The organism is Methylorubrum sp. SL192 (genome assembly GCF_026672325.1).
Taxonomy (GTDB): Bacteria; Pseudomonadota; Alphaproteobacteria; order Rhizobiales; family Beijerinckiaceae; genus Methylobacterium; species Methylobacterium extorquens.
In genome coordinates, this window is the sequence record NZ_JAPPQV010000003.1 from 1,681,122 (window position 1) to 1,698,337 (window position 17,216).

The 17,216-nt window shown below is 69.8% G+C and carries 18 protein-coding genes; 11 read left to right on the top strand and 7 right to left on the bottom strand.

The window, feature by feature from the left end; translation table 11 throughout:
* Window positions 1–44 precede the first annotated feature (44 nt).
* The 4 genes from hpf (at window position 45) to bchI (ending at window position 2,798) form a co-directional block, all read left to right on the top strand.
* Complete coding sequence (gene hpf / locus OVA30_RS08655) at window positions 45–653, top strand: ribosome hibernation-promoting factor, HPF/YfiA family (RefSeq protein WP_003598087.1); 609 nt, start codon at window positions 45–47, stop codon at window positions 651–653.
* A 197-nt stretch (window positions 654–850) separates the two neighbouring features.
* On the top strand, window positions 851–1,318 hold the full coding sequence (gene ptsN / locus OVA30_RS08660; protein ID WP_003598085.1) for a PTS IIA-like nitrogen regulatory protein PtsN: 468 nt from the start codon (window positions 851–853) through the stop codon (window positions 1,316–1,318).
* A gap of 1 nt (window position 1,319) precedes the next feature.
* Window positions 1,320–1,649, top strand: coding sequence for a hypothetical protein (locus OVA30_RS08665; protein ID WP_268175210.1), 330 nt, complete (start codon window positions 1,320–1,322; stop codon window positions 1,647–1,649).
* A gap of 135 nt (window positions 1,650–1,784) precedes the next feature.
* A complete protein-coding gene (gene bchI, locus OVA30_RS08670) occupies window positions 1,785–2,798 on the top strand; it encodes a magnesium chelatase ATPase subunit I (RefSeq protein ID WP_268175211.1) in 1,014 nt (337 codons plus the stop codon).
* A 22-nt stretch (window positions 2,799–2,820) separates the two neighbouring features.
* On the opposite strand, the gene OVA30_RS08675 is transcribed toward bchI, so the two are convergent.
* The 4 genes from OVA30_RS08675 to OVA30_RS08690 form a co-directional block, all read right to left on the bottom strand.
* The gene (locus OVA30_RS08675) at window positions 2,821–3,459 is read right to left on the bottom strand and encodes a 2,3-bisphosphoglycerate-dependent phosphoglycerate mutase (RefSeq protein ID WP_003598075.1); all 639 of its coding nucleotides are present in this window, start codon (window positions 3,457–3,459) and stop codon (window positions 2,821–2,823) included.
* Window positions 3,460–3,595: 136 nt separating this feature from the next.
* Window positions 3,596–4,399 carry a 4-hydroxy-tetrahydrodipicolinate reductase gene (gene dapB / locus OVA30_RS08680; RefSeq protein ID WP_268175212.1) on the bottom strand — a complete coding sequence of 268 codons (804 nt, stop codon included), beginning with the start codon at window positions 4,397–4,399 and terminating at the stop codon, window positions 3,596–3,598.
* 74 nt (window positions 4,400–4,473) lie between these two features.
* Complete coding sequence (locus tag OVA30_RS08685; protein WP_003598071.1) at window positions 4,474–5,169, bottom strand: MarC family protein; 696 nt, start codon at window positions 5,167–5,169, stop codon at window positions 4,474–4,476.
* A 37-nt stretch (window positions 5,170–5,206) separates the two neighbouring features.
* Window positions 5,207–5,941 carry a class I SAM-dependent methyltransferase gene (locus tag OVA30_RS08690; protein WP_012253922.1) on the bottom strand — a complete coding sequence of 245 codons (735 nt, stop codon included), beginning with the start codon at window positions 5,939–5,941 and terminating at the stop codon, window positions 5,207–5,209.
* A 231-nt stretch (window positions 5,942–6,172) separates the two neighbouring features.
* On the opposite strand from OVA30_RS08690, the gene gloB reads away from it, so the two are divergent.
* The 5 genes from gloB (at window position 6,173) to OVA30_RS08715 (ending at window position 12,101) form a co-directional block, all read left to right on the top strand.
* Entirely contained in the window at window positions 6,173–6,952 is a 780-nt protein-coding gene (gene gloB / locus OVA30_RS08695) for a hydroxyacylglutathione hydrolase (RefSeq protein ID WP_003598068.1), read from the top strand.
* A 260-nt stretch (window positions 6,953–7,212) separates the two neighbouring features.
* Complete coding sequence (locus OVA30_RS08700; protein ID WP_012253924.1) at window positions 7,213–7,365, top strand: hypothetical protein; 153 nt, start codon at window positions 7,213–7,215, stop codon at window positions 7,363–7,365.
* Window positions 7,362–8,348 (top strand): site-specific tyrosine recombinase XerD, encoded by a 987-nt coding sequence (locus tag OVA30_RS08705; RefSeq protein ID WP_268175213.1) that lies wholly within the window; start codon window positions 7,362–7,364, stop codon window positions 8,346–8,348. The genes OVA30_RS08700 and OVA30_RS08705 overlap by 4 nt, the downstream gene beginning before the upstream one ends.
* Window positions 8,349–8,518: 170 nt before the next feature.
* Window positions 8,519–9,736: a GGDEF domain-containing protein gene (locus tag OVA30_RS08710; RefSeq protein WP_182567241.1), complete on the top strand. Its 1,218-nt coding sequence runs from the start codon at window positions 8,519–8,521 to the stop codon at window positions 9,734–9,736.
* A gap of 133 nt (window positions 9,737–9,869) precedes the next feature.
* Window positions 9,870–12,101, top strand: a complete 2,232-nt coding sequence (locus tag OVA30_RS08715) for a glycoside hydrolase family 3 N-terminal domain-containing protein (RefSeq protein WP_268175214.1) — start codon at window positions 9,870–9,872, stop codon at window positions 12,099–12,101.
* Between the two features lie 6 nt (window positions 12,102–12,107).
* Here OVA30_RS08715 and OVA30_RS08720 read toward each other — a convergent pair whose 3' ends face one another.
* The 3 genes from OVA30_RS08720 to OVA30_RS08730 are packed head-to-tail and all read right to left on the bottom strand — an operon-like array spanning window position 12,108 to window position 15,053.
* Window positions 12,108–13,310, bottom strand: a complete 1,203-nt coding sequence (locus OVA30_RS08720; protein WP_268175215.1) for an ABC transporter permease — start codon at window positions 13,308–13,310, stop codon at window positions 12,108–12,110.
* A gap of 37 nt (window positions 13,311–13,347) precedes the next feature.
* On the bottom strand, window positions 13,348–13,872 hold the full coding sequence (locus tag OVA30_RS08725) for a DUF4112 domain-containing protein (protein ID WP_012253929.1): 525 nt from the start codon (window positions 13,870–13,872) through the stop codon (window positions 13,348–13,350).
* Window positions 13,869–15,053 (bottom strand): aminotransferase, encoded by a 1,185-nt coding sequence (locus OVA30_RS08730; RefSeq protein WP_268175216.1) that lies wholly within the window; start codon window positions 15,051–15,053, stop codon window positions 13,869–13,871. The genes OVA30_RS08725 and OVA30_RS08730 overlap by 4 nt, the downstream gene beginning before the upstream one ends.
* 437 nt (window positions 15,054–15,490) lie before the next feature.
* Between OVA30_RS08730 and OVA30_RS08735 the strand changes: the two genes are divergently transcribed.
* Window positions 15,491–15,664 (top strand): hypothetical protein, encoded by a 174-nt coding sequence (locus OVA30_RS08735; protein WP_268175217.1) that lies wholly within the window; start codon window positions 15,491–15,493, stop codon window positions 15,662–15,664.
* A 157-nt stretch (window positions 15,665–15,821) separates the two neighbouring features.
* A complete protein-coding gene (locus OVA30_RS08740; RefSeq protein ID WP_268175218.1) occupies window positions 15,822–17,210 on the top strand; it encodes an MdtA/MuxA family multidrug efflux RND transporter periplasmic adaptor subunit in 1,389 nt (462 codons plus the stop codon).
* Window positions 17,211–17,216: the final 6 nt, after the last annotated feature.

Sequence of the window (17,216 nt, forward strand, 5' to 3'; positions counted from 1 at the left end):
CCTTTCTAACTCTCGATGTCCCGGGAGGAAGAGCGGAGACGTCGATGGCAGGTTTGCGGGTGACGGGGCATGGCCTCGATCTCGGTACGGCCCTGCGAGGCCGGGTCGAGGACCGCATGGCGGCGACCCTCGCGAAGTATCTCGATCCGCATATGAGCGGCAGTTGCACGGGGCACGTGACGCTGCGGCGCGATGGGGCGGCATACCGAACCGATTGCGTGCTGCACCTGGTCACCGGGCTGACGCTAGAAGCTTCGGGCGCGGCGCACGACGTGCATGCGAGCTTCGAGCAGACCGCCGACAAGCTCGAAAAGCGCCTGCGCCGCTACAAGCACAAGCTGAAGGATCACGGCGCGGCGAGCCACAACGGGGCGGATATCGAGGCGGCCTACGCCGTCTTCGCCGCGCCCGACGACGAGGTGGACGAGGACCCGCTCGACGCCGAGGCGGAGGAGGGCGCGCATCCGCCGGTGGTGGCCGAGAGCACGCGCACGCTCAAGCGCCAATCCGTCAGCGAGGCGGTCACCGCCCTCGACATGACCGGCGCCCCGGTCGTCGTCTTCGTTCACGCTGGCACCGGACGCATCAACGTCGTATATCGGCGCAGTGACGGTGCGATCGGATGGGTCGATCCGCCCGGCGAGCGGGATTGAGGCAAGGGCCGGTTCAAGCCTTCTCGGATGGGGACTCAGGTGCCCGTCACGAAGCCCCGGAGACCGGTGCCGGAGACGGATTCCGGGATCCGGACGGGCTCGTGCGGCGCTCCGTGCCGAGACCATTGGGTTTCGGCAGTCGTGCATGGGAACGCGGGATCTCTGGATGGATCCCGCCCACGAGGCGTTTAGTTTTCATGCCGATGCTCGAATTTCTAAACCCGGACTCGGTCGTCTCTTCCTTGCGCGTGCGGGACAAGAAGCACGTCCTCCAGGAATTGGCCGCCCATGCGGTCCGCCGCCTCCCGAACCTGTCCGAGCGGGACGTCTTCGAAACCTTGCTCCACCGTGAGCGCCTCGGCTCCACGGGGATCGGCGACGGCGTGGCGATCCCCCACGGCAAGCTCCCACAGCTCGACCGGCTGTTCGGCCTCGTCGCACGGCTGGAAAAGCCCGTGGATTTCGACGCCCTCGACGGCCAGCCCATCGACGTCGCCTTTCTCCTGCTCGCTCCCGAGGGCGCGGGGGCCGACCACCTGAAGGCGTTGGCCCAGGTCGCCCGGCTCCTGCGCGAGCCCGGCATGCTGGAGCGCATCCGTAGCGCCCGCGACGCGACCGCTCTCTACGCCCTGCTCGCCAACGGCCCGACGACCCAGGCTGCCTGACATGGCCGTTTTCTCTCCGCGCGCCGCCCTTGTTCTGGCGGCGCTCCTCACGCCCACCAGCCTGCATGCGGAAGGCGAGGCGGCCTGCGCCCGCGACGTGCTCGTCGCCGGTTCGATGCAGCGGCAGGCGATCGAGCAACTCGAAGGCGGCGGCGAGGACGAGGCGAGCCTGTGCCGCGTCTGGCGCCGCCATGTCGAGACCATGCGCCGGATCGCCGGCGTCTACGGCCGCTGCCTGTCCGGCCCCGAACGGACCGAGCGCCTGACCCAGGTCCAGACCTCGGAAAAGGAATTCTCGGGCCTCCTGCGCAGCCGCTGCCGCGGGATGTGACGCGCCTCCGCGCGAAGAGCGATGGCCCCGATGTGAGCGCGAGCGCGGCTGTTCGTGCCGCGCAATTCGTGCATGATCGGTACAACCGCCCGTGAGCCTCGTTCGGGTCCCTCCGGCTCAGGAAGCTGATCGCGCGTGCCTGCCTTTCCCTTCACCGCCATCGTCGCCCAGGAGGAGATGAAGCAGGCGCTGCTGATCGCCGCGGTCGATCCGTCGGTCGGCGGCGTTCTCGTCTTCGGGGACCGGGGCACCGGCAAGTCCACGGCGGTGCGCGCCCTCGCGGCGCTGCTGCCGAAGATCCGGGCGGTCGCCGGCTGTCCCTATTCCTGCTCGCCCGACAGTCCGGCCGAGGCCTGCCCGCATTGCGCGCGGGGGCGGGGAAAGAGTCACCAGATCCCGGTGCCGGTGGTCGAACTGCCGCTCGGCGCCACCGAGGACCGGGTGGTCGGCGCGCTCGATCTGGAGCGGGCGCTGACGAAGGGGGAAAAGGCGTTCGAACCGGGCTTGTTGGCGCGAGCCAACCGCGGCTTCCTCTACATCGACGAAGCCAATCTGCTTGAGGACCATCTCGTGGACCTCCTGCTCGACGTGGCGGCGTCCGGCGTCAACACGGTCGAGCGCGAGGGCCTGTCGCTGCGCCATCCGGCCCGCTTCGTCCTCGTCGGCAGCGGCAACCCGGAGGAGGGGGAGCTGCGTCCGCAGCTTCTCGACCGCTTCGGCCTCGCCTGCGAGGTAACGACACCGACCGATATCGCCACGCGCATCGAGGTGGTGCGGCGGCGCGACGCCTACGAGCGCGACGGCGAGGCGTTCTGCGCCGCGCAAGGGAAGGCGGAAAAAGCGCTCCAGAAGACGATCCTCTCAGCCTGCGAGCGTCTCGGCAGCGTGAGCGTGCCCGATGCGGTTCTGGAGAACGCAGCCCGGCTCTGCCTTGCGCTCGGCACCGACGGACTGCGCGGCGAACTCACGCTGATGCGCACCGCCCGGGCACTCGCGGCCCTCGAAGGTGCGGACATCGTCTCGGTCGCGCATCTGCGGCAGGTGGCGCCGAGCGCGCTTCGTCACCGCCTGCGCCGCAACCCGCTCGACGAGTCGGGCTCCACGGCGCGCGTGGCGCGGGCCGTGGAGGAGGTGCTGGGGGCCGGGTGAGGTCTCTGCGCCTCTCCGCGCCTCAGTCGTCCTGGTCGATATCCTTGTCGAGGACCGTCTTCGACTCGACCGTGGTGTCGGCCTTCAGCCGGTAGACCAGGGGGATGCCGGTGGCGATCTCGAGACTGGCGATCGTCTTGGTGGTCATGCCGTCGAGCACCATCACAAGCGCCCGCAGCGAGTTGCCGTGGGCCGCGACCAGCACCCGCTCGCCCGACATGACGCGCGGCAGGATCGTCTGGATGTAGTAAGGCAGCACCCGTGCGGCGGTGTCCTTGAGGCTTTCGCCGCCGGGCGGGGGCACGTCGTAGGAGCGGCGCCATTCGTGGACCTGCGCATCGCCCCAGCGCTCGCGGGCATCGTCCTTGTTGAGGCCGGAGAGGTCGCCGTAGTCGCGCTCGTTCAGCGCCTCGTTGCGGATCGTCTCCAGGCCACCCTGGCCCATCTCCTCGAGGATCAGCGAGCAGGTATGCTGGGCGCGCCGCAGGTTCGAGGTGAAAGCGACGTCGAACTGCGTGCCCTGGCTCTTGAGCCAGCGCCCGGCCCGACGTGCCTCGTCGATCCCAAGCTCCGTCAACTCGGGGTCGCGCCAGCCGGTGAACAGCTTCTTCAGGTTCCACTCGCTCTGGCCATGCCGAGCGAGGACGAGCAGGCGCTCCATGGGATGGGTCTCTCCGGAGAAGGGGGCGAGGCCGCCGCACGGCGCCTCGCGATCGTGGGCGGGCCTCTACCAGAGGCAGCGGCGCCTCCCAAGCCTAAGCCTGACGTTCTGTTGGATTCGTTATTCGGACGTCAGTCTAGTCGCGAAGCCCCAGCACGTCGTCCATGCCGTAGAGGCCCGGCGGCTTGTCGAAGGCCCATTGCGCCGCCCGCACCGCACCGCGGGCGAAGATGGCCCGGTCCTCGGCATGGTGCGAGAGGGTGATCCGCTCCGAGGGGCCGGCGAAGATGACGCTGTGGTCGCCGACCACCGAACCGCCGCGCAGGGTCGCGAAGCCGATATCGCCGGGCCGCCGCGCCCCGGTATGGCCGTCGCGGGTCGAGACGCGGGTCTCGGCCAGGGCCACGTTCCGGCCCTCCGCCGCCGCCTCGCCGAGCAGCAACGCCGTGCCGGAGGGCGCATCGACCTTCATGCGGTGGTGCATCTCCAGCACCTCGATGTCGAATTCCTGGCCCAGCGTCGCGGCGACCTTGCGCACGAGTCCGGCCAGCAGGTTGACGCCGAGCGACATGTTGCCCGAGCGCACGACGCGGGCATGGTAGCTCGCTGCCTTCAGCCGCGTCAGGTCGTCCTCGGAAAGCCCGGTGGTGCCGACGACGTGGACGATGCGGGCCTGCGCCGCGAGTTCGGTGAAGGCCACCGTCGCGGCCGGCGCGGTGAAGTCCAGCACCCCGTCGGCGGCCACGAACCGCGACAGGGGGTCGTCGCTCACCGGCACGCCGAGTTCGCCGATCCCGGCCAAGAGCCCGGCATCTTGGCCGAGGACGGCCGAGCCCGGGCGCTCGACGGCGCCGTGCAGCGTGCAGCCCTCGGCCTCCGCCACCGCCCGGATCAGCATCCGCCCCATGCGCCCTTCGGCGCCCACAACGACGAGCTTCATGATGATCGACTCTTCGCTCCGATGAATGGCCGGCTCACCCAGCGCTCATAGCGCGGATGGCGGCCGTTGACTGTCTATACCCGTTGCGAGGCGATCAACGGCCCGAGCACGTCCGAGACGCCGCTGACGGTGATCTGCGTGCCGACGCAGAGTAGCAGGAAGGCCGAGAGACGCCCGAGCACCCGTGCCCGCACCGATCCGATCAGGGTCACGACCCGGTCCGCCGAGCCGTAGGCGAGACGGATCACGCCGGCGATGGCCAGGGCCGCCAGGGAGGCGCCGAGGAAGAAGCCGGCGAGTTCGCCGGGCTCGGAGGGGCGGTTGGCGCCGAGCGCGATGGCGACGGCGATGGTGCCGGGCCCAGTGGTGAAGGGCAGGGTGAGCGGAAAGAACGCGACCTCGGCGAGGTTCTCGCCAGCCTCCGGCTCGGCCTCGACCTCGGCATGCTTGCGGGCCTCCCGCGCCTCGGGGGCGGTGAGCATGGTCCAGGCGAAGGCCGCCACGAACAGGCCGCCGGCGATGCGCAGGGCCGCCAGCGACACGCCGAAGAAATTGAGGATCGGGGCGCCGGCCCACAGAGCGGCGAGCATCACGAGGGCGGCATAGAAACCGATCCGCCGCGACAGCTCCGCCCGCTCGGCCTGCGAGCGGTCGGACGTGATCTGCGCGAACATCAGCGCGGAGCCGACCGGGTTCACGATCGAGAACAGGCTGGACAGCGCGAGCAGGAAGCTCGTCAGCACGGTCTCGAAGCCAATGGATGGCAGCATGCTCGCTCGGCTCGGCGACGGGGGAAACGCGCCGGCTTTAGCCCGGCTGTCCGGCGGGCACCAGCACCCGCGCCGGCACCCGGCTTTCCAGCCGGCGCACCTGCCGCACGGCGATCGGCCGGTAGAGCTGCTTGGTCGCGTCCACGACGTGCAGGCCGGCGAACGGCATGGCGAGGCCGGTGCCGAACCGCTCCCAGGCCGCGGCGGTGCGGAGCCAGAACCGGCTGCGGATCGGCGGCATGTAGAGCGTCTCGGCCCAGCCCTCCGGCGAGAACAGCGTGTCGCGCATCAGCCGCGAGAGCTGCGAGCGGCTATAGGGCTGGCCGTGGCCGAAGGGCGTCGCGTCGCGTCGTGCCCATACGCCGGTGCGGTTGGGCACGACGAGGATCAGGCGTCCGCCGGGCGTCAGCACCCGCCACACTTCCGAGAGCAGCTCGCTCGGGCTTTCCACCGCTTCGAGGCCGTGGACGAGGATGACGCGATCGACCGCGGCCTCGGGCAGGGGCAGCATGGTGAGATCGGCGAGCGCCGTCACCGAGCGCCCGCTGGAGGGCCAGTTCACGACGCCCTGCGTCGCCGGCATGAAGGCCAGCGTCCGCTCCGCGATGACGTGGACCGGGCCGAGATAGGGCGTGACGTAGCCGAGCCCGAGCACGCGCAGCCCCGAGACCGAGCCGAGGAAGCCGTGGATCGTCCGGCCGACGACACGGTGCGTGACGACGCCGAGCGGGCTGGCGTAGAAAGCGCGCAGGTCCGTGACGTCGAGGCGCATCGGATGGGGTGCCGGCACGGCCGGTTGTCCTCCGTAGGGCTGATGCGGCATCAATGGGGATCGCGGAGGCCTGGGGCAAGCGTGGCTGCGCCTCCGATCCCGGAACCGTCACCGCGATGTAACGGTTCCTCGGCCGGGTTTGTACCGCGCGCCTCGGCGCCGGTCACGCTCGGCGGACCTTTTCCCCGCGACCGTGCGAGTGGAAAAGTCAGTTTTCGCGAAAGGTCTTCGATGACGAGAGCGGCCCCCGAAATCCGCACCTTCCTGTGCCGGAGCGACAATATCGGCGTGCTGATCCGCGATCCCGCCAGCGGCGCCTGCGCCGCCATCGACGTGCCGGAGGCCGGGCCCGTGCTGGCCGCCCTCGACGCGGAGGGCTGGCAGCTCACCGACATTCTCGTCACCCACCGCCACGGCGACCACATCGAGGGGATCCCCGAGGTGGTGGAGCGCACCGGCGCGCGGGTGACGGTGCCGGAGAAGGCGCGCGGGGCGGTGCCGGGTGCCGCGCGCACCGTCAAGGAGGGCGATACGGTGACGGTCGGCGGTCTCACCGCCGCGGTCTGGGAGACGCCGGGGCATTGCGCCGACCACGTGACCTATTATTTCGCCGATGCCGGCGTCGTGTTCTCGGGCGACACCCTGTTCACCCTCGGCTGCGGCCGGGTGATGGAGGCCGAGCCCGAGACGCTGTGGCGCTCCCTCAGCCGCTTCCTCGACCTGCCCGACGCGACCGCGGTCTATAGCGGTCACGATTACGTTCTTTCGAATGGCCGCTTCGCCCTGGCTGCCGATCCGGACAACGCCGACCTGAAGGAGCGCGTGGCCGAGGCCGAGCGGCTTGCTGCGCAGGGCGGCTTCCTGATTCCGTCGACCATCGGCCAGGAGAAGGCGACGAACCCGTTCCTGCGGGTGGGCCAGCCGGTCCTCGCTCGCTCGGCGGGCCTTGAGCCGGGCTCCGACCCGGCGGCGGTGTTCACCGCGCTGCGGGCCTGGAAGAACCGCTTCTGAGAAGCAGGCAGGAGGCGGCGCAGGGCTATCGCTCGAAGCCTGAGCCTGCGGAGGCTGGCGTCGGCGATTGAGGCCAGCAACAAACCAAGGCCATCGCCGTCGAGCGATTGCCATGCTGGCCGGCGGCCTGTCCCTTGACCGCGCCGCCTGTGCTCCGCCAGACCTTGCCTTCGAGCCTCCGGCATGTGATCGAAACCCACGGTTTGCGCATCGCAACACGACCCGCTCGTCCGCGTATCCTCGGCGAAAGGCCGGTTCCCTTGCCCACCCTGTTCCGTTTCCTTGCCACGATCGCGATCCTCGCGGGCCTCGTCTTCGCCGGCATGTTCGCGCTGGCGACCTTCGTCGAGCCGACGCCGCGGGAGATCAGCGTCACCATTCCCCCATCGAAGCTCCAGCCGGGCGGGCGATGAGCGGGGACGGTTCCGCGCTCCCAGGCGGGGCGGAGGATCCGGGTCAGCTCTTTCTCGACATGCTCGCCGCCGAACGCGGTGCGGCGGCCAACACCCTGGCCGCCTATCGGCGCGACCTCGACGACTATCTCGGATACCTCGCGGAAGGCGGGATCGACCCGGAGGAGGCGCAGGCCGAGCAAGTTCGCGCCTACATCGCCTCCCTGGAGCCGCGCGGATTGAAGGCGTCGTCGGCCGCCCGGCGCCTCTCCTGCATCCGCGGCTTCCACCGCTTCCTCTACGCGGAGGGCTATTCGGAAACCGATCCGACCGCGCCGGTCGCAGCCCCCCGGCGCGCCAAGGGCCTGCCGAAGGTCCTGTCGGTGGCGGAGGTCGATCGCCTGCTCGCGACGGCGCGCGAGCGGGTCGAGGCGGCGGGCGACGACCGGGCGGAGGCCCGCTCGGCCGCGCGGATGCTCTGCCTGCTCGAACTCCTCTACGCCACTGGCCTGCGCGTTTCGGAACTCGTCGCCCTGCCGCGCTCGGCCGCCGCCACCCGCGAGCGCTACCTCGTGGTCAAGGGCAAGGGCGGGCGCGAGCGCCTCGTGCCGCTCACCGACCTCGCGCGCGAGGCGATGCGCACCCACGTCGCGCACCTGACCGCCGAGGGGGCCTGGCTGTTTCCCGCCGAGAGCGAGAGCGGTCATCTCACCCGGCAAGCCTTCGCCCGCGACCTCAAGACCGCCGCTGCCGCCGCCGGCCTGCGGACCGACCGGGTGAGCCCGCACGTTCTGCGCCACGCCTTCGCCAGCCATCTGCTCCAGAACGGCGCGGATTTGCGTATCGTCCAAGAATTGCTGGGCCATGCCGATATCTCGACGACGCAGATCTATACCCACGTCCTAGATGAACGTTTGAAAGGCATGATGCGCGATCTTCACCCACTCAACGATCGGGGCGATCAGATCGAGGCGAGCAGTGTTTCTTCTGACGAACCGTATTGAAGCATACGTTTTTCATTTGTTGGTCGGTTCGGCAACGGAATTTTATAAGTCGTTGCCGTAAGTGTTCAGCGATGCTGTTGACTTCAAAGTCGTTCCCGGACCATTTCTAAAGCCACCACGATGAAGGGGAGGCGGCGCAGCGGTCCGATCGGGCCGGTGCCAAACACACGATGCGCCTCGATCTCCCGACGCTCTTTCTGATGACGGTCGCCGTCACCTTCATGGTGGGCGTGCTGTTCCTGTTGTCGTGGAGCCAGACCCGCCGCGAGCGGGCGCTGGCGGTCTGGGGCATCGCCCATATCGTCGGCAGTGTTGCTTCGCTGATGCTGGCCCTGCGCGGCCAGATCCCGGACAGCCTGTCCATCGGCCTCGCCAACGCGATGATGATCGGCGGCTATGGCTTGATCTGGAGCGGCGTGCGGGCCTTCGAGGGCCGCTCGTTGCGGCTCGGTTGGGCCGTGGGCGGCGGGGCGCTCTGGATCGCGGCCTGCTTGATTCCCCCCTTCTTCGAATCACTCGCCGCCCGCGTCAGCCTCGCCTCGACGCTCGCGGGGCTCTACTGCGCCTCCGGCGCGCTGACGATCTGGCAGGGCCGCGACGAGCCCTTGGTCTCCCGCTATCCGGCGCTGGTGCTGCTTGCCACCTATGCCGGCCTCTACTGGATCCGCCTACCGCTGGCCTTCACCATGCCGATCCCGGCCTCCGTCGCGATCGCCTCGCCGTGGTTCGCCATCCTCTGCTTTGCCGGAACGCTGTTCTCGGTCGCAATCGCCTTCGTGTTCATGGCGCTGACGAAGGAGCGGGCCGAGCGTGAGCAGCGGTTGGCGGCCGAGACCGATTCACTCACGGGCATCGCCAACCGCCGTGCGCTGGTCGCGGGCGCCGAGCGGCACCTCGCCGTTGCACCGGCTGCCCTGCTCCTGTTCGACCTCGACCACTTCAAGGCGGTCAACGACCGCTACGGCCATAGCGTCGGCGACGCGGTGCTGGCCGCTTTCTGCCATGTCGCGGACCCCTTGCTGCCGCCCGGGGCGGTGTTCGGGCGAATGGGCGGCGAGGAATTCGCGTGCCTGCTGCCGCGGCTCGACGAGCGGGCGGCCATGCGCATCGCCGAGGACGTCCGTGCCGCAATCGCTCGCTTCGCGCACCCGGATTACCCGGAACTGGCAATTCGCGTGAGCGTGGGCGTCGCGGCCGAAAGCCAGATCGGCGGCAGTCTGGATTACCTCCTGCGCCGGGCCGACGACGCCCTGTATCAAGCCAAGCACGCGGGCCGCGACCGGGTGGTCGCCGCCGGCGAGGATCGTCTTCCCTTCGCCGAAGCGGCGGACCCGAGCACCGGCCTTCGCGTCAACGCGGGCCGGCGAAGCCGGACGCGGTCGCCGTGAGCGCCGTCCACATCGATCTGCCTGCCGCCGATCAAAAGCCGGACCGTGCTCCATCGACGGCACGCCCCTTCGTGAGGCATCGTCACGCCCCGTAAGAGAGCGCGGTGGAAACCGCTCCGGGGAGACGGTGACGATGCGACGGCTGGCTCGGTGGATCATCCGCGGTGCCGCAGCCTGGGCCGTCGTCCTCGGCGCTCCGGCCAGCGCCGTCGAGCCGGTCGAGAGCCGGATCGAGGCGCTGCTCGCCCGGATGACGCTGGAGGAGAAGGCGGGCCAGCTCAACCTGATCTCGCATGAGCCGATCTTCGATCTCGACAGCTTCCGCCGCGGCGAGGTCGGGGCGGTCATCAACTTCAACAATGCCGGTCTCGTGGCGCAGGCCGACCGGCTCGCCCGGGCGTCGCGGCTCGGGATCCCGCTCCTCGTCGGCCTCGACATCGTCCATGGCTACCGCACCATCTTCCCGCTGCCGCTCGCCATGGCCGCGAGCTTCGATGCCGGGCTCGTGCGCCGTGCCGCCGCCGCGCAAGCGCGCGAATCGGCGATGGTCGGCCTCAACTGGACCTTCTCGCCGATGGCGGATGTCGCCCGCGACCTGCGCTGGGGCCGGGTGGTCGAGGGCTTGGGCGAAGATCCTTGGCTGACGGGGCGGCTCACCGCCGCGCAGGTCGAGGGCTTTCGCGATGGCGGGCTCGCGAGCACGCTCAAGCATTTCGCGGGTTACAGCGCGGTGCTCGGCGGGCGCGATTACGACGCCACCTTCGTGGCACCCACCGAATTGCACGACCTCCACCTGCCGCCGTTCCGTGACGGCATCCGGGCCGGCGCCGACGCGGTGATGACGGCTTTGACCGCCCTGAACGGCCTGCCCGCCACCGCCGACCCGGCGCTGATGATGGGCCTGCTGCGGCGGCAGATGGGCTTTCCCGGCCTCGTCGTGGCCGATTGGCAGGCGATCTCCAGCCTGATGAAGCACGGCGTCGCCCGCGATGGCGCGGAGGCCGCGCGCAAGGCGCTGGCGGCGGGCGTCGACATGGACATGACGAGCGGGCTGTTTCTCCGCCATCTGCCCGAGGAGGTGCGCGCCGGGCGCGTCCCCGAAGGCGCGGTCGATGCGGCGGTGCGCCGGGTGCTGCGGCTCAAATTCGGTCTCGGTCTGTTCGACCGCCCCGTGCTCGATCCGGACGGCGCGGAGGAGAAACTTCTGCGCCCCGAGACCCGGCGGCTCGCTCGCGAGGCGGCGCGGGCGAGCCTCGTCCTGCTGCAGAATCGCGAGGATCTGCTGCCGATCGATCCGGCCAAGGTGCGCCGCATCGCCGTGGTCGGTCCCTTCGCCGATTCCGCCTGGGATCAGGTCGGGCCGCACGAGGGCACGGGGCAGGAATGGGACGCGGTGACGATCCTGGCGGGCCTGCGCGAGCGGGCGGCCGCCTCCGGTGTCGCGATCGATTTCGCGCCGGGCTGTTCGCGTGTCTGCGACAGCCGCGCGGGTTTTGCCGCCGCGGGCGAGGCGGCGGCGGGCGCCGACCTCGTCGTGGCGGTGATGGGCGAGCCGCGGGACCGTTCCGGCGAGGGCTCGTCGAGCGCCTCCCTCTCCTGGCCCGGCCTGCAGCACGATCTGCTCGCGGCGGTCGCCGAGGCCGGCAAGCCGGTCGCGCTCGTCGTGGTCGGCGGGCGCCCGACCGAACTCGGGGATGCGTTAGGGCAGGCGCAGGCGGTGCTGATGGCGTGGCTTCCGGGCACCGAGGGCGGTCCGGCCGTGGCCGAGACGCTGTTCGGCGACGCCAACCCGTCGGGCCGGCTGCCGGTTTCCTGGCCGCGTAGAGTCGGGCAACTGCCGCTGACCTACGACACCCTGCCGGGCGGGCGCCCGCATATCCCCGGCACGCGCTGGACCATGGGCTATGCCGACGAATCGCCGCTGCCGCTGTTCCCGTTCGGCTACGGCCTCTCCTACACCCGCTTCGCCTATGGCGAGCCGGAGATCGTGACGCCGCATGTCGGCGTCGGGGATCGCTACGACGCGATGCTGGAGGTGCGCGCCTCCGTCACCAACTATGGGACGCGTCCGGGCCGGGCGGTGGCGCAGCTTTATGTCGGCCAACCGGTGGCGAGCCGCAGTCGACCGAGGCGCCTGCTGAAGGGGGTGGCGCTCCTCGATCTCGCCTCGGGCGAGACCGGTATCGCGAGCTTCCGCGTGCCGGCGCGCGACCTCGGCTACCACGAGCCGGATGGTACGCTGGTGGTGGAGGCCGGCACCTACCTCGCCCATGTCGGCGGCGACGCGATCGCCACCCGCAGCGCCGGCTTCACCGTCGAGACCGGCTGGCGCGGCCCGCCGGGCAGCGACGAGGCGCGGCGCTGACCCGGTTCAGCCGAAGGTTTTGCGCGGGTCGAACGCGTCGCGCACCGCCTCGCCCGCGAAGACGAGCAGGCTCAGCATCGTCGCCACCACGAAGAAGCCGGTGAGCCCGAGCCAGGGCGCGTTGATGTTGTCCTTGCCCTGCGCCAGCAGCTCGCCGAGCGAGGGGGAGCCGGGTGGCAGGCCGAAGCCGAGATAGTCGAGCGAGGTCAGGGTCGTGACCGAGCCGTTCAGGATGAACGGCAGGAAGGTCAGCGTGGCCACCATGGCGTTGGGCAGGAGGTGCCGTGTCATGATGCGCACGTTCGACAGGCCCAGCGCCCTCGCTGCGCGGACGTACTCGAAGTTGCGCGCCCGCAGGAATTCCGCGCGCACCACGCCGACTAGAGCCGTCCATGAGAACAGCGTCAGGATGCCGAGCAGAGTGAAGAAGCTCGGCACGAGGAAGGCCGACATGATGATGATGAGGTAGAGCGTCGGGATCGCGCCCCAGATCTCGATGATCCGCTGGAAGATCAGGTCGGTCCAGCCGCCGAAATAGCCCTGCACCGCCCCCGCGATCACGCCGATAACCGAGGAGACGCCAGCGAGCACGAGGCCGAACAGGATCGAGATGCGGAAGCCGTAGATGACGCGCGCCAGCACGTCCCGCGTGGCGTTGTCGGTGCCGAGCCAGTGCCATTCGATGTCACGGCAGCCGAGTTCGCGCCCCTCGGCCTTCACGCCCGCCCGCTCGGCGACCGGGCGGCACTCGGCGTCGCTCAACATCCACGTCGGCGGCGAGGGGGCCGGGGTCGGTAGATCCCGCATGAAGGTGTTGTCGGCGTAAGGGATCGGCGGCCAGAGCACCCAGCCGTTCTCCTCGATCTCCTTGCGCGTCTCGGGCGCCCGGTAATCGGTCTGGGCCAGGAAGCCGCCGAACTTCTCGTCCGTGTAATCGACCAGGACGGGGAACAGCCACTCGCCCTTGTACTGCATCACGATCGGGCGATCGTTGGCGATGAGTTCGGCGAACAGGCTCAGCACGAACAGCACGGTGAAGATCACCGCCGACCAATAACCGCGCCGATTGGCCCGGAAGTTCGCGAGCCGCCGCCGATTGAGCGGCGAGAGCCCGCGGCGGGTGGCGGTCGGCAGGGCTCGCATCTGCGGCGCGTTGCCCGGTGCGGTGACGGGCACCGCATCGAGTTCGGGTCGCAGGTGCTCGTTCATCGGCTCCAACCCTCACACTCGGGCGGCCGATGCCGGCTCAGTCGAGCCGGGTTGCGGTGCCCTCGATCTCGCTCGGCCGCAGCGCGCCCTTGCGCTCCAGATGGCGACGCAGCAGGCGCACGTTGCGGCGGTTCGCCTTGAAGGCCGCGTCGAGCAGGTCGCCGGCCAGCGGCACCGAGCCCACCGCGCCGTCGATGGCGACGTTGCCCATCATGCGCCAAACCAGCCAGCGCGGTGCGCCGAGCCGCTTCGCCTCGTAGACGATGTACGAGGCGATCGCCATGCCCGCGATGTCGCCGAGGATGGGAACGAGACCGATCACCGCGTCGAGACCGACGCGGCGGTTGATGCCCGGCAGGAGGATGGCCGAGTCCATCAGGTGGGCGAGCTGCTCGAGCCGCAGGAGGCTCGCCTCGGTGCTGGTATCGGTGAGGCGGCGCAGCTGCGCCGCGCCCGCGGACTCGCGATAGGCCGTGCTGGTGGTGTGAACGGAGGTGCTCATGACGAGGATGTGGCCCCGGCCCAACCGCTGCACAAGGAAACGGATCGCGCGGTCGTTCACGTCCCGGGAAATAATCCCGCCAAGCGTTCGACCGCCGCGTCGAGCGTGGCGTCCGTCTTGGCAAAGCAGAAGCGCACGAGGTTGTTCACGCTTCCTCCCTCGTAGAACGCGCTGACGGGAATGGCCGCGACGCCGTGCTCGGACACGATCCGCTCGCAGAAGGCGACGTCGTCGGCGGCGAGCCCCGCGATGTCGACGCTGAGGAAGTAGGTGCCCGCGCTCGGCAGCACCGTGAACCCGATGCGTGACAGCCCCGCCGCCAGCCGGTCGCGGGAGCGGGCGAGTTCTGTCCGCATGCCCTCGAAGTAAGCGTCGTCCTTGGCCAGGCCGTAAGCGACCGCCTCCTGAAGGTTCGGCGGCGTGGTGAAGGTGAGGAACTGGTGCGCCCGTGACAGCACCCGCATCAGCGGCTCGTCCGCCATCACGAAGCCAACCTTCCAGCCGGTCAGGCTGAAGATCTTGCCGGCCGAGCCGATCTTCACCGTCCGCTCGCGCATGCCCGGCTGCGCCATCAGCGGCCGATGGCGCCGGCCATCGAAGATCACGTGCTCCCACACCTCGTCGCAGACCGCCACCGCGTCGAAGCGCCGGCAGAACGCCGCGAGCAGGGCGAGGTCGTCCTCCTCGAAGACGGTGGCGCTCGGGTTGAGCGGGTTGTTGAGCAGGACGATCCGGGTGCGTTCGGAGAACGCGTCGGCCAACGCCGCCTCCTCGATCCGGAAATGCGGCGGCTTGAGCGTGACGAAGCGCGGCACTCCGCCGGCGCGCCGCACCAGCGGCAGGTAGGCGTCGTACATCGGCTCGAACAGCACGACCTCGTCGCCCGGCCGAACCAGCGCCATCAGCGCGCCGGCCAGCGCCTCGGTCGCGCCCGAGGTCACCATCACCTCGCGCTCCGGGTCGAGGTCGAGACCCTGGTGGTGCCGGTAATGCGTGGCGATGGCCGAGCGGAGCCAGGGCAGCCCCATCATCGGCGGGTACTGGTTGCTGACGCTCTCCAGCGCTCGCGCGGCAGCGGCGCGTACGTCGTCGGGCCCCTGACCGTCGGGAAAGCCCTGGCCGAGATTGATCGCCCCGTGCTGCCGCGCGAGCCGCGACATCGCTTCGAACACGGTTTCCGGCAGCTCGGCGAAGACGGGATGGCCGGTGAGCGGGGGGATGCGATTCGCGGCAGGACTCATGCGCGATGTCTTTGCAGAGCGACCGCCCCACTCCAAGTGCCTCTACGCAAGATTGAATGGAGAAGAGAACGGGGCCGCGGTTGGTATCGCCGCCTGCCAAGACAAGAGGCGTCTTGTCGAACCTTGACGAGAACGGTGCGGCATCGCCTGCGCAACGTGCGCTCACGCACACGAGCCTGCGGATGAACCGCAAAATCCCGTTTTTGCGCGGTGTCCCCGGGGTGACGAATGTTGACGATCATCAGTCGTAAGCGCATGTTCACCCCACGGTCGGACCGGCCGCCGCACTCAAGGGACTTCGCCCCCTCGTTTCTTGGGAGTGGCAGGCCGGTCCGGTCGTGCTTCATGAAAAAGGCCGCCGCTCGACACGGCGGCCTTTTTCATGTCCGATCGGGCGGCGCACGCTCCTGCGGCGGCCCCTTCACCTTCGGCGGATCATGCGTCTGGGAACCTGCCTGCTGCTCGCCGTGATGTCCGGTGTCCTGGGCTTGATTCTGCGTCTCACGCTTCCGGTGGCGCCGGTCGATGCGTCGTTTCGCGACGTGGTGCGCCTCTATCAGTCGCAGGGCGCGCCGACCGGCAGCAACACGCTGGAAACGTCGCCGCCGTAGGAACACCGCAATGACCGGCAAGGCTCGCCGGCCGTACCGAATCCAGCCAGCTTTGTTCGAAACGGGTTCGAGCCGGGCGAATCTTCCGCCGGCCGGATCGTGATCGCGAACCGGCCCGCGTTTTTTGGCCGTGATGCCGTCGATGAGTGTGTGAGGGATGAACGAGAGTTCGCCGATACGCAGGGAGACCGCCCGGGAGTACCGGACCGCGGACCCGGTGACGACCGCGCCGGTCCGCCGGCGCCGTAAGTTCGGCCGCTGGATGCTCGCGCTGCTGATCCTCGGCGGGGCCGGCGCCGTCGCCCACCGCACCTACGATGCCCGGCAGAAGCCGGCCGGGGAGACGGCACAGGCGCCGGGCAGCGGCCGTCCCGGTCACGGCGGACGGCCGGCCGACATGAAGCAGGCGGTCGGCGTCGCGCCGATCGTGACCGGCGACATGCCGGTCGTGCTCCAGGGCCTCGGCACTGTGACGCCGCTCGCCACCGTCTCGATCCGCTCGCAGATCAGCGGCTACCTCACCAAGATCGGCTTTCGCGAGGGCCAGATGGTGAAGGAGGGCGACTTCCTCGCCCAGGTCGATCCGCGGCCCTACGAGGCGTTGCTCGCACAGTATCAGGGCCAGCTCGCCCGCGATCAGGCGCTGCTGCAGAACTCGAAGCTCGATCTCCAGCGCTACCAGACCCTGAACCGCCAGGATTCGATCTCGAAGCAGAACGTCGACACCCAGGCCGCCCTGGTCAAGCAGAACGAGGGCACGGTCGCCGCCGACCAAGCGCTCGTCGATCAGCAGAAGCTCAATCTCACCTATGCCCGGATCGTCTCGCCGGTGGAGGGCCGGGTCGGCCTGAGGCAGGTCGATCTCGGCAACTACATCACCGCCGGCTCGACCAACATCGTCGTCGTCACGCAGTTGCGTCCGATCTCGGTGGTGTTCGTTCTGCCGGAAGACGACGTGGCGCGGGTGATGCGCCGGGTGCGCGCGGGCGCGAAGCTGACGGTGCGCGCCTACGACCGCAGCGACCAACACGAGATCGCGGTCGGCCGCCTCGACACGGTGGACAACCAGATCGACACCACGACCGGCACGGTGAAGCTGCGGGCAATGTTCGAGAACGAGGACGAGAGTCTGTTCCCGAACCAGTTCGTCAACGCGCGCCTCACCGTCGAGACGATCCAGAACGCGGCCCTGGTGCCGAACGCCGCGATCCTGCGCGGTACGCCGGGCACCTACGTCTACCTAATGGACGGCGACGAGAAGGTCACCGTGCGCCCGATCAAGACCGGCGAGACCGATGGGGTGAACACGGTGGTTCTGTCGGGGCTTGCGGCGGGCGACCGCGTCGTCACCGATGGCACCGACCGGCTACGCGAGGGCGCGCCGGTGCGCGTCGTCGCCAACGCCCCCGGACCCCAGGCCGGCGGCCCGGCAGCGGGCGCGCCTGGCGCGACGCTTCCGACGACGCCCGCAGCCGGCACGCCGGCCGATACCGGCTCGACCCACGGCGGTCAGGAGCGCCGGGGACGCCGGCGCCCGGCCCCGTAAGCGGAT

Coding starts and splice junctions, on each gene's coding strand:
- ptsN (WP_003598085.1), top strand. CDS start 851: ATGCCGATGCTCGAATTTCTAAACCCGGACTCGGTCGTCTCTTCCTTG.
- OVA30_RS08705 (WP_268175213.1), top strand. CDS start 7,362: ATGAGCGGGGACGGTTCCGCGCTCCCAGGCGGGGCGGAGGATCCGGGT.
- OVA30_RS08665 (WP_268175210.1), top strand. CDS start 1,320: ATGGCCGTTTTCTCTCCGCGCGCCGCCCTTGTTCTGGCGGCGCTCCTC.
- OVA30_RS08730 (WP_268175216.1), bottom strand. CDS start 15,053: ATGAGTCCTGCCGCGAATCGCATCCCCCCGCTCACCGGCCATCCCGTC.
- OVA30_RS08740 (WP_268175218.1), top strand. CDS start 15,822: ATGAACGAGAGTTCGCCGATACGCAGGGAGACCGCCCGGGAGTACCGG.
- OVA30_RS08720 (WP_268175215.1), bottom strand. CDS start 13,310: ATGAACGAGCACCTGCGACCCGAACTCGATGCGGTGCCCGTCACCGCA.
- hpf (WP_003598087.1), top strand. CDS start 45: ATGGCAGGTTTGCGGGTGACGGGGCATGGCCTCGATCTCGGTACGGCC.
- gloB (WP_003598068.1), top strand. CDS start 6,173: ATGACGAGAGCGGCCCCCGAAATCCGCACCTTCCTGTGCCGGAGCGAC.
- OVA30_RS08675 (WP_003598075.1), bottom strand. CDS start 3,459: ATGGAGCGCCTGCTCGTCCTCGCTCGGCATGGCCAGAGCGAGTGGAAC.
- OVA30_RS08690 (WP_012253922.1), bottom strand. CDS start 5,941: ATGCGCCTCGACGTCACGGACCTGCGCGCTTTCTACGCCAGCCCGCTC.
- OVA30_RS08715 (WP_268175214.1), top strand. CDS start 9,870: ATGCGACGGCTGGCTCGGTGGATCATCCGCGGTGCCGCAGCCTGGGCC.
- dapB (WP_268175212.1), bottom strand. CDS start 4,399: ATGAAGCTCGTCGTTGTGGGCGCCGAAGGGCGCATGGGGCGGATGCTG.
- OVA30_RS08685 (WP_003598071.1), bottom strand. CDS start 5,169: ATGCTGCCATCCATTGGCTTCGAGACCGTGCTGACGAGCTTCCTGCTC.
- OVA30_RS08735 (WP_268175217.1), top strand. CDS start 15,491: ATGCGTCTGGGAACCTGCCTGCTGCTCGCCGTGATGTCCGGTGTCCTG.
- OVA30_RS08710 (WP_182567241.1), top strand. CDS start 8,519: ATGCGCCTCGATCTCCCGACGCTCTTTCTGATGACGGTCGCCGTCACC.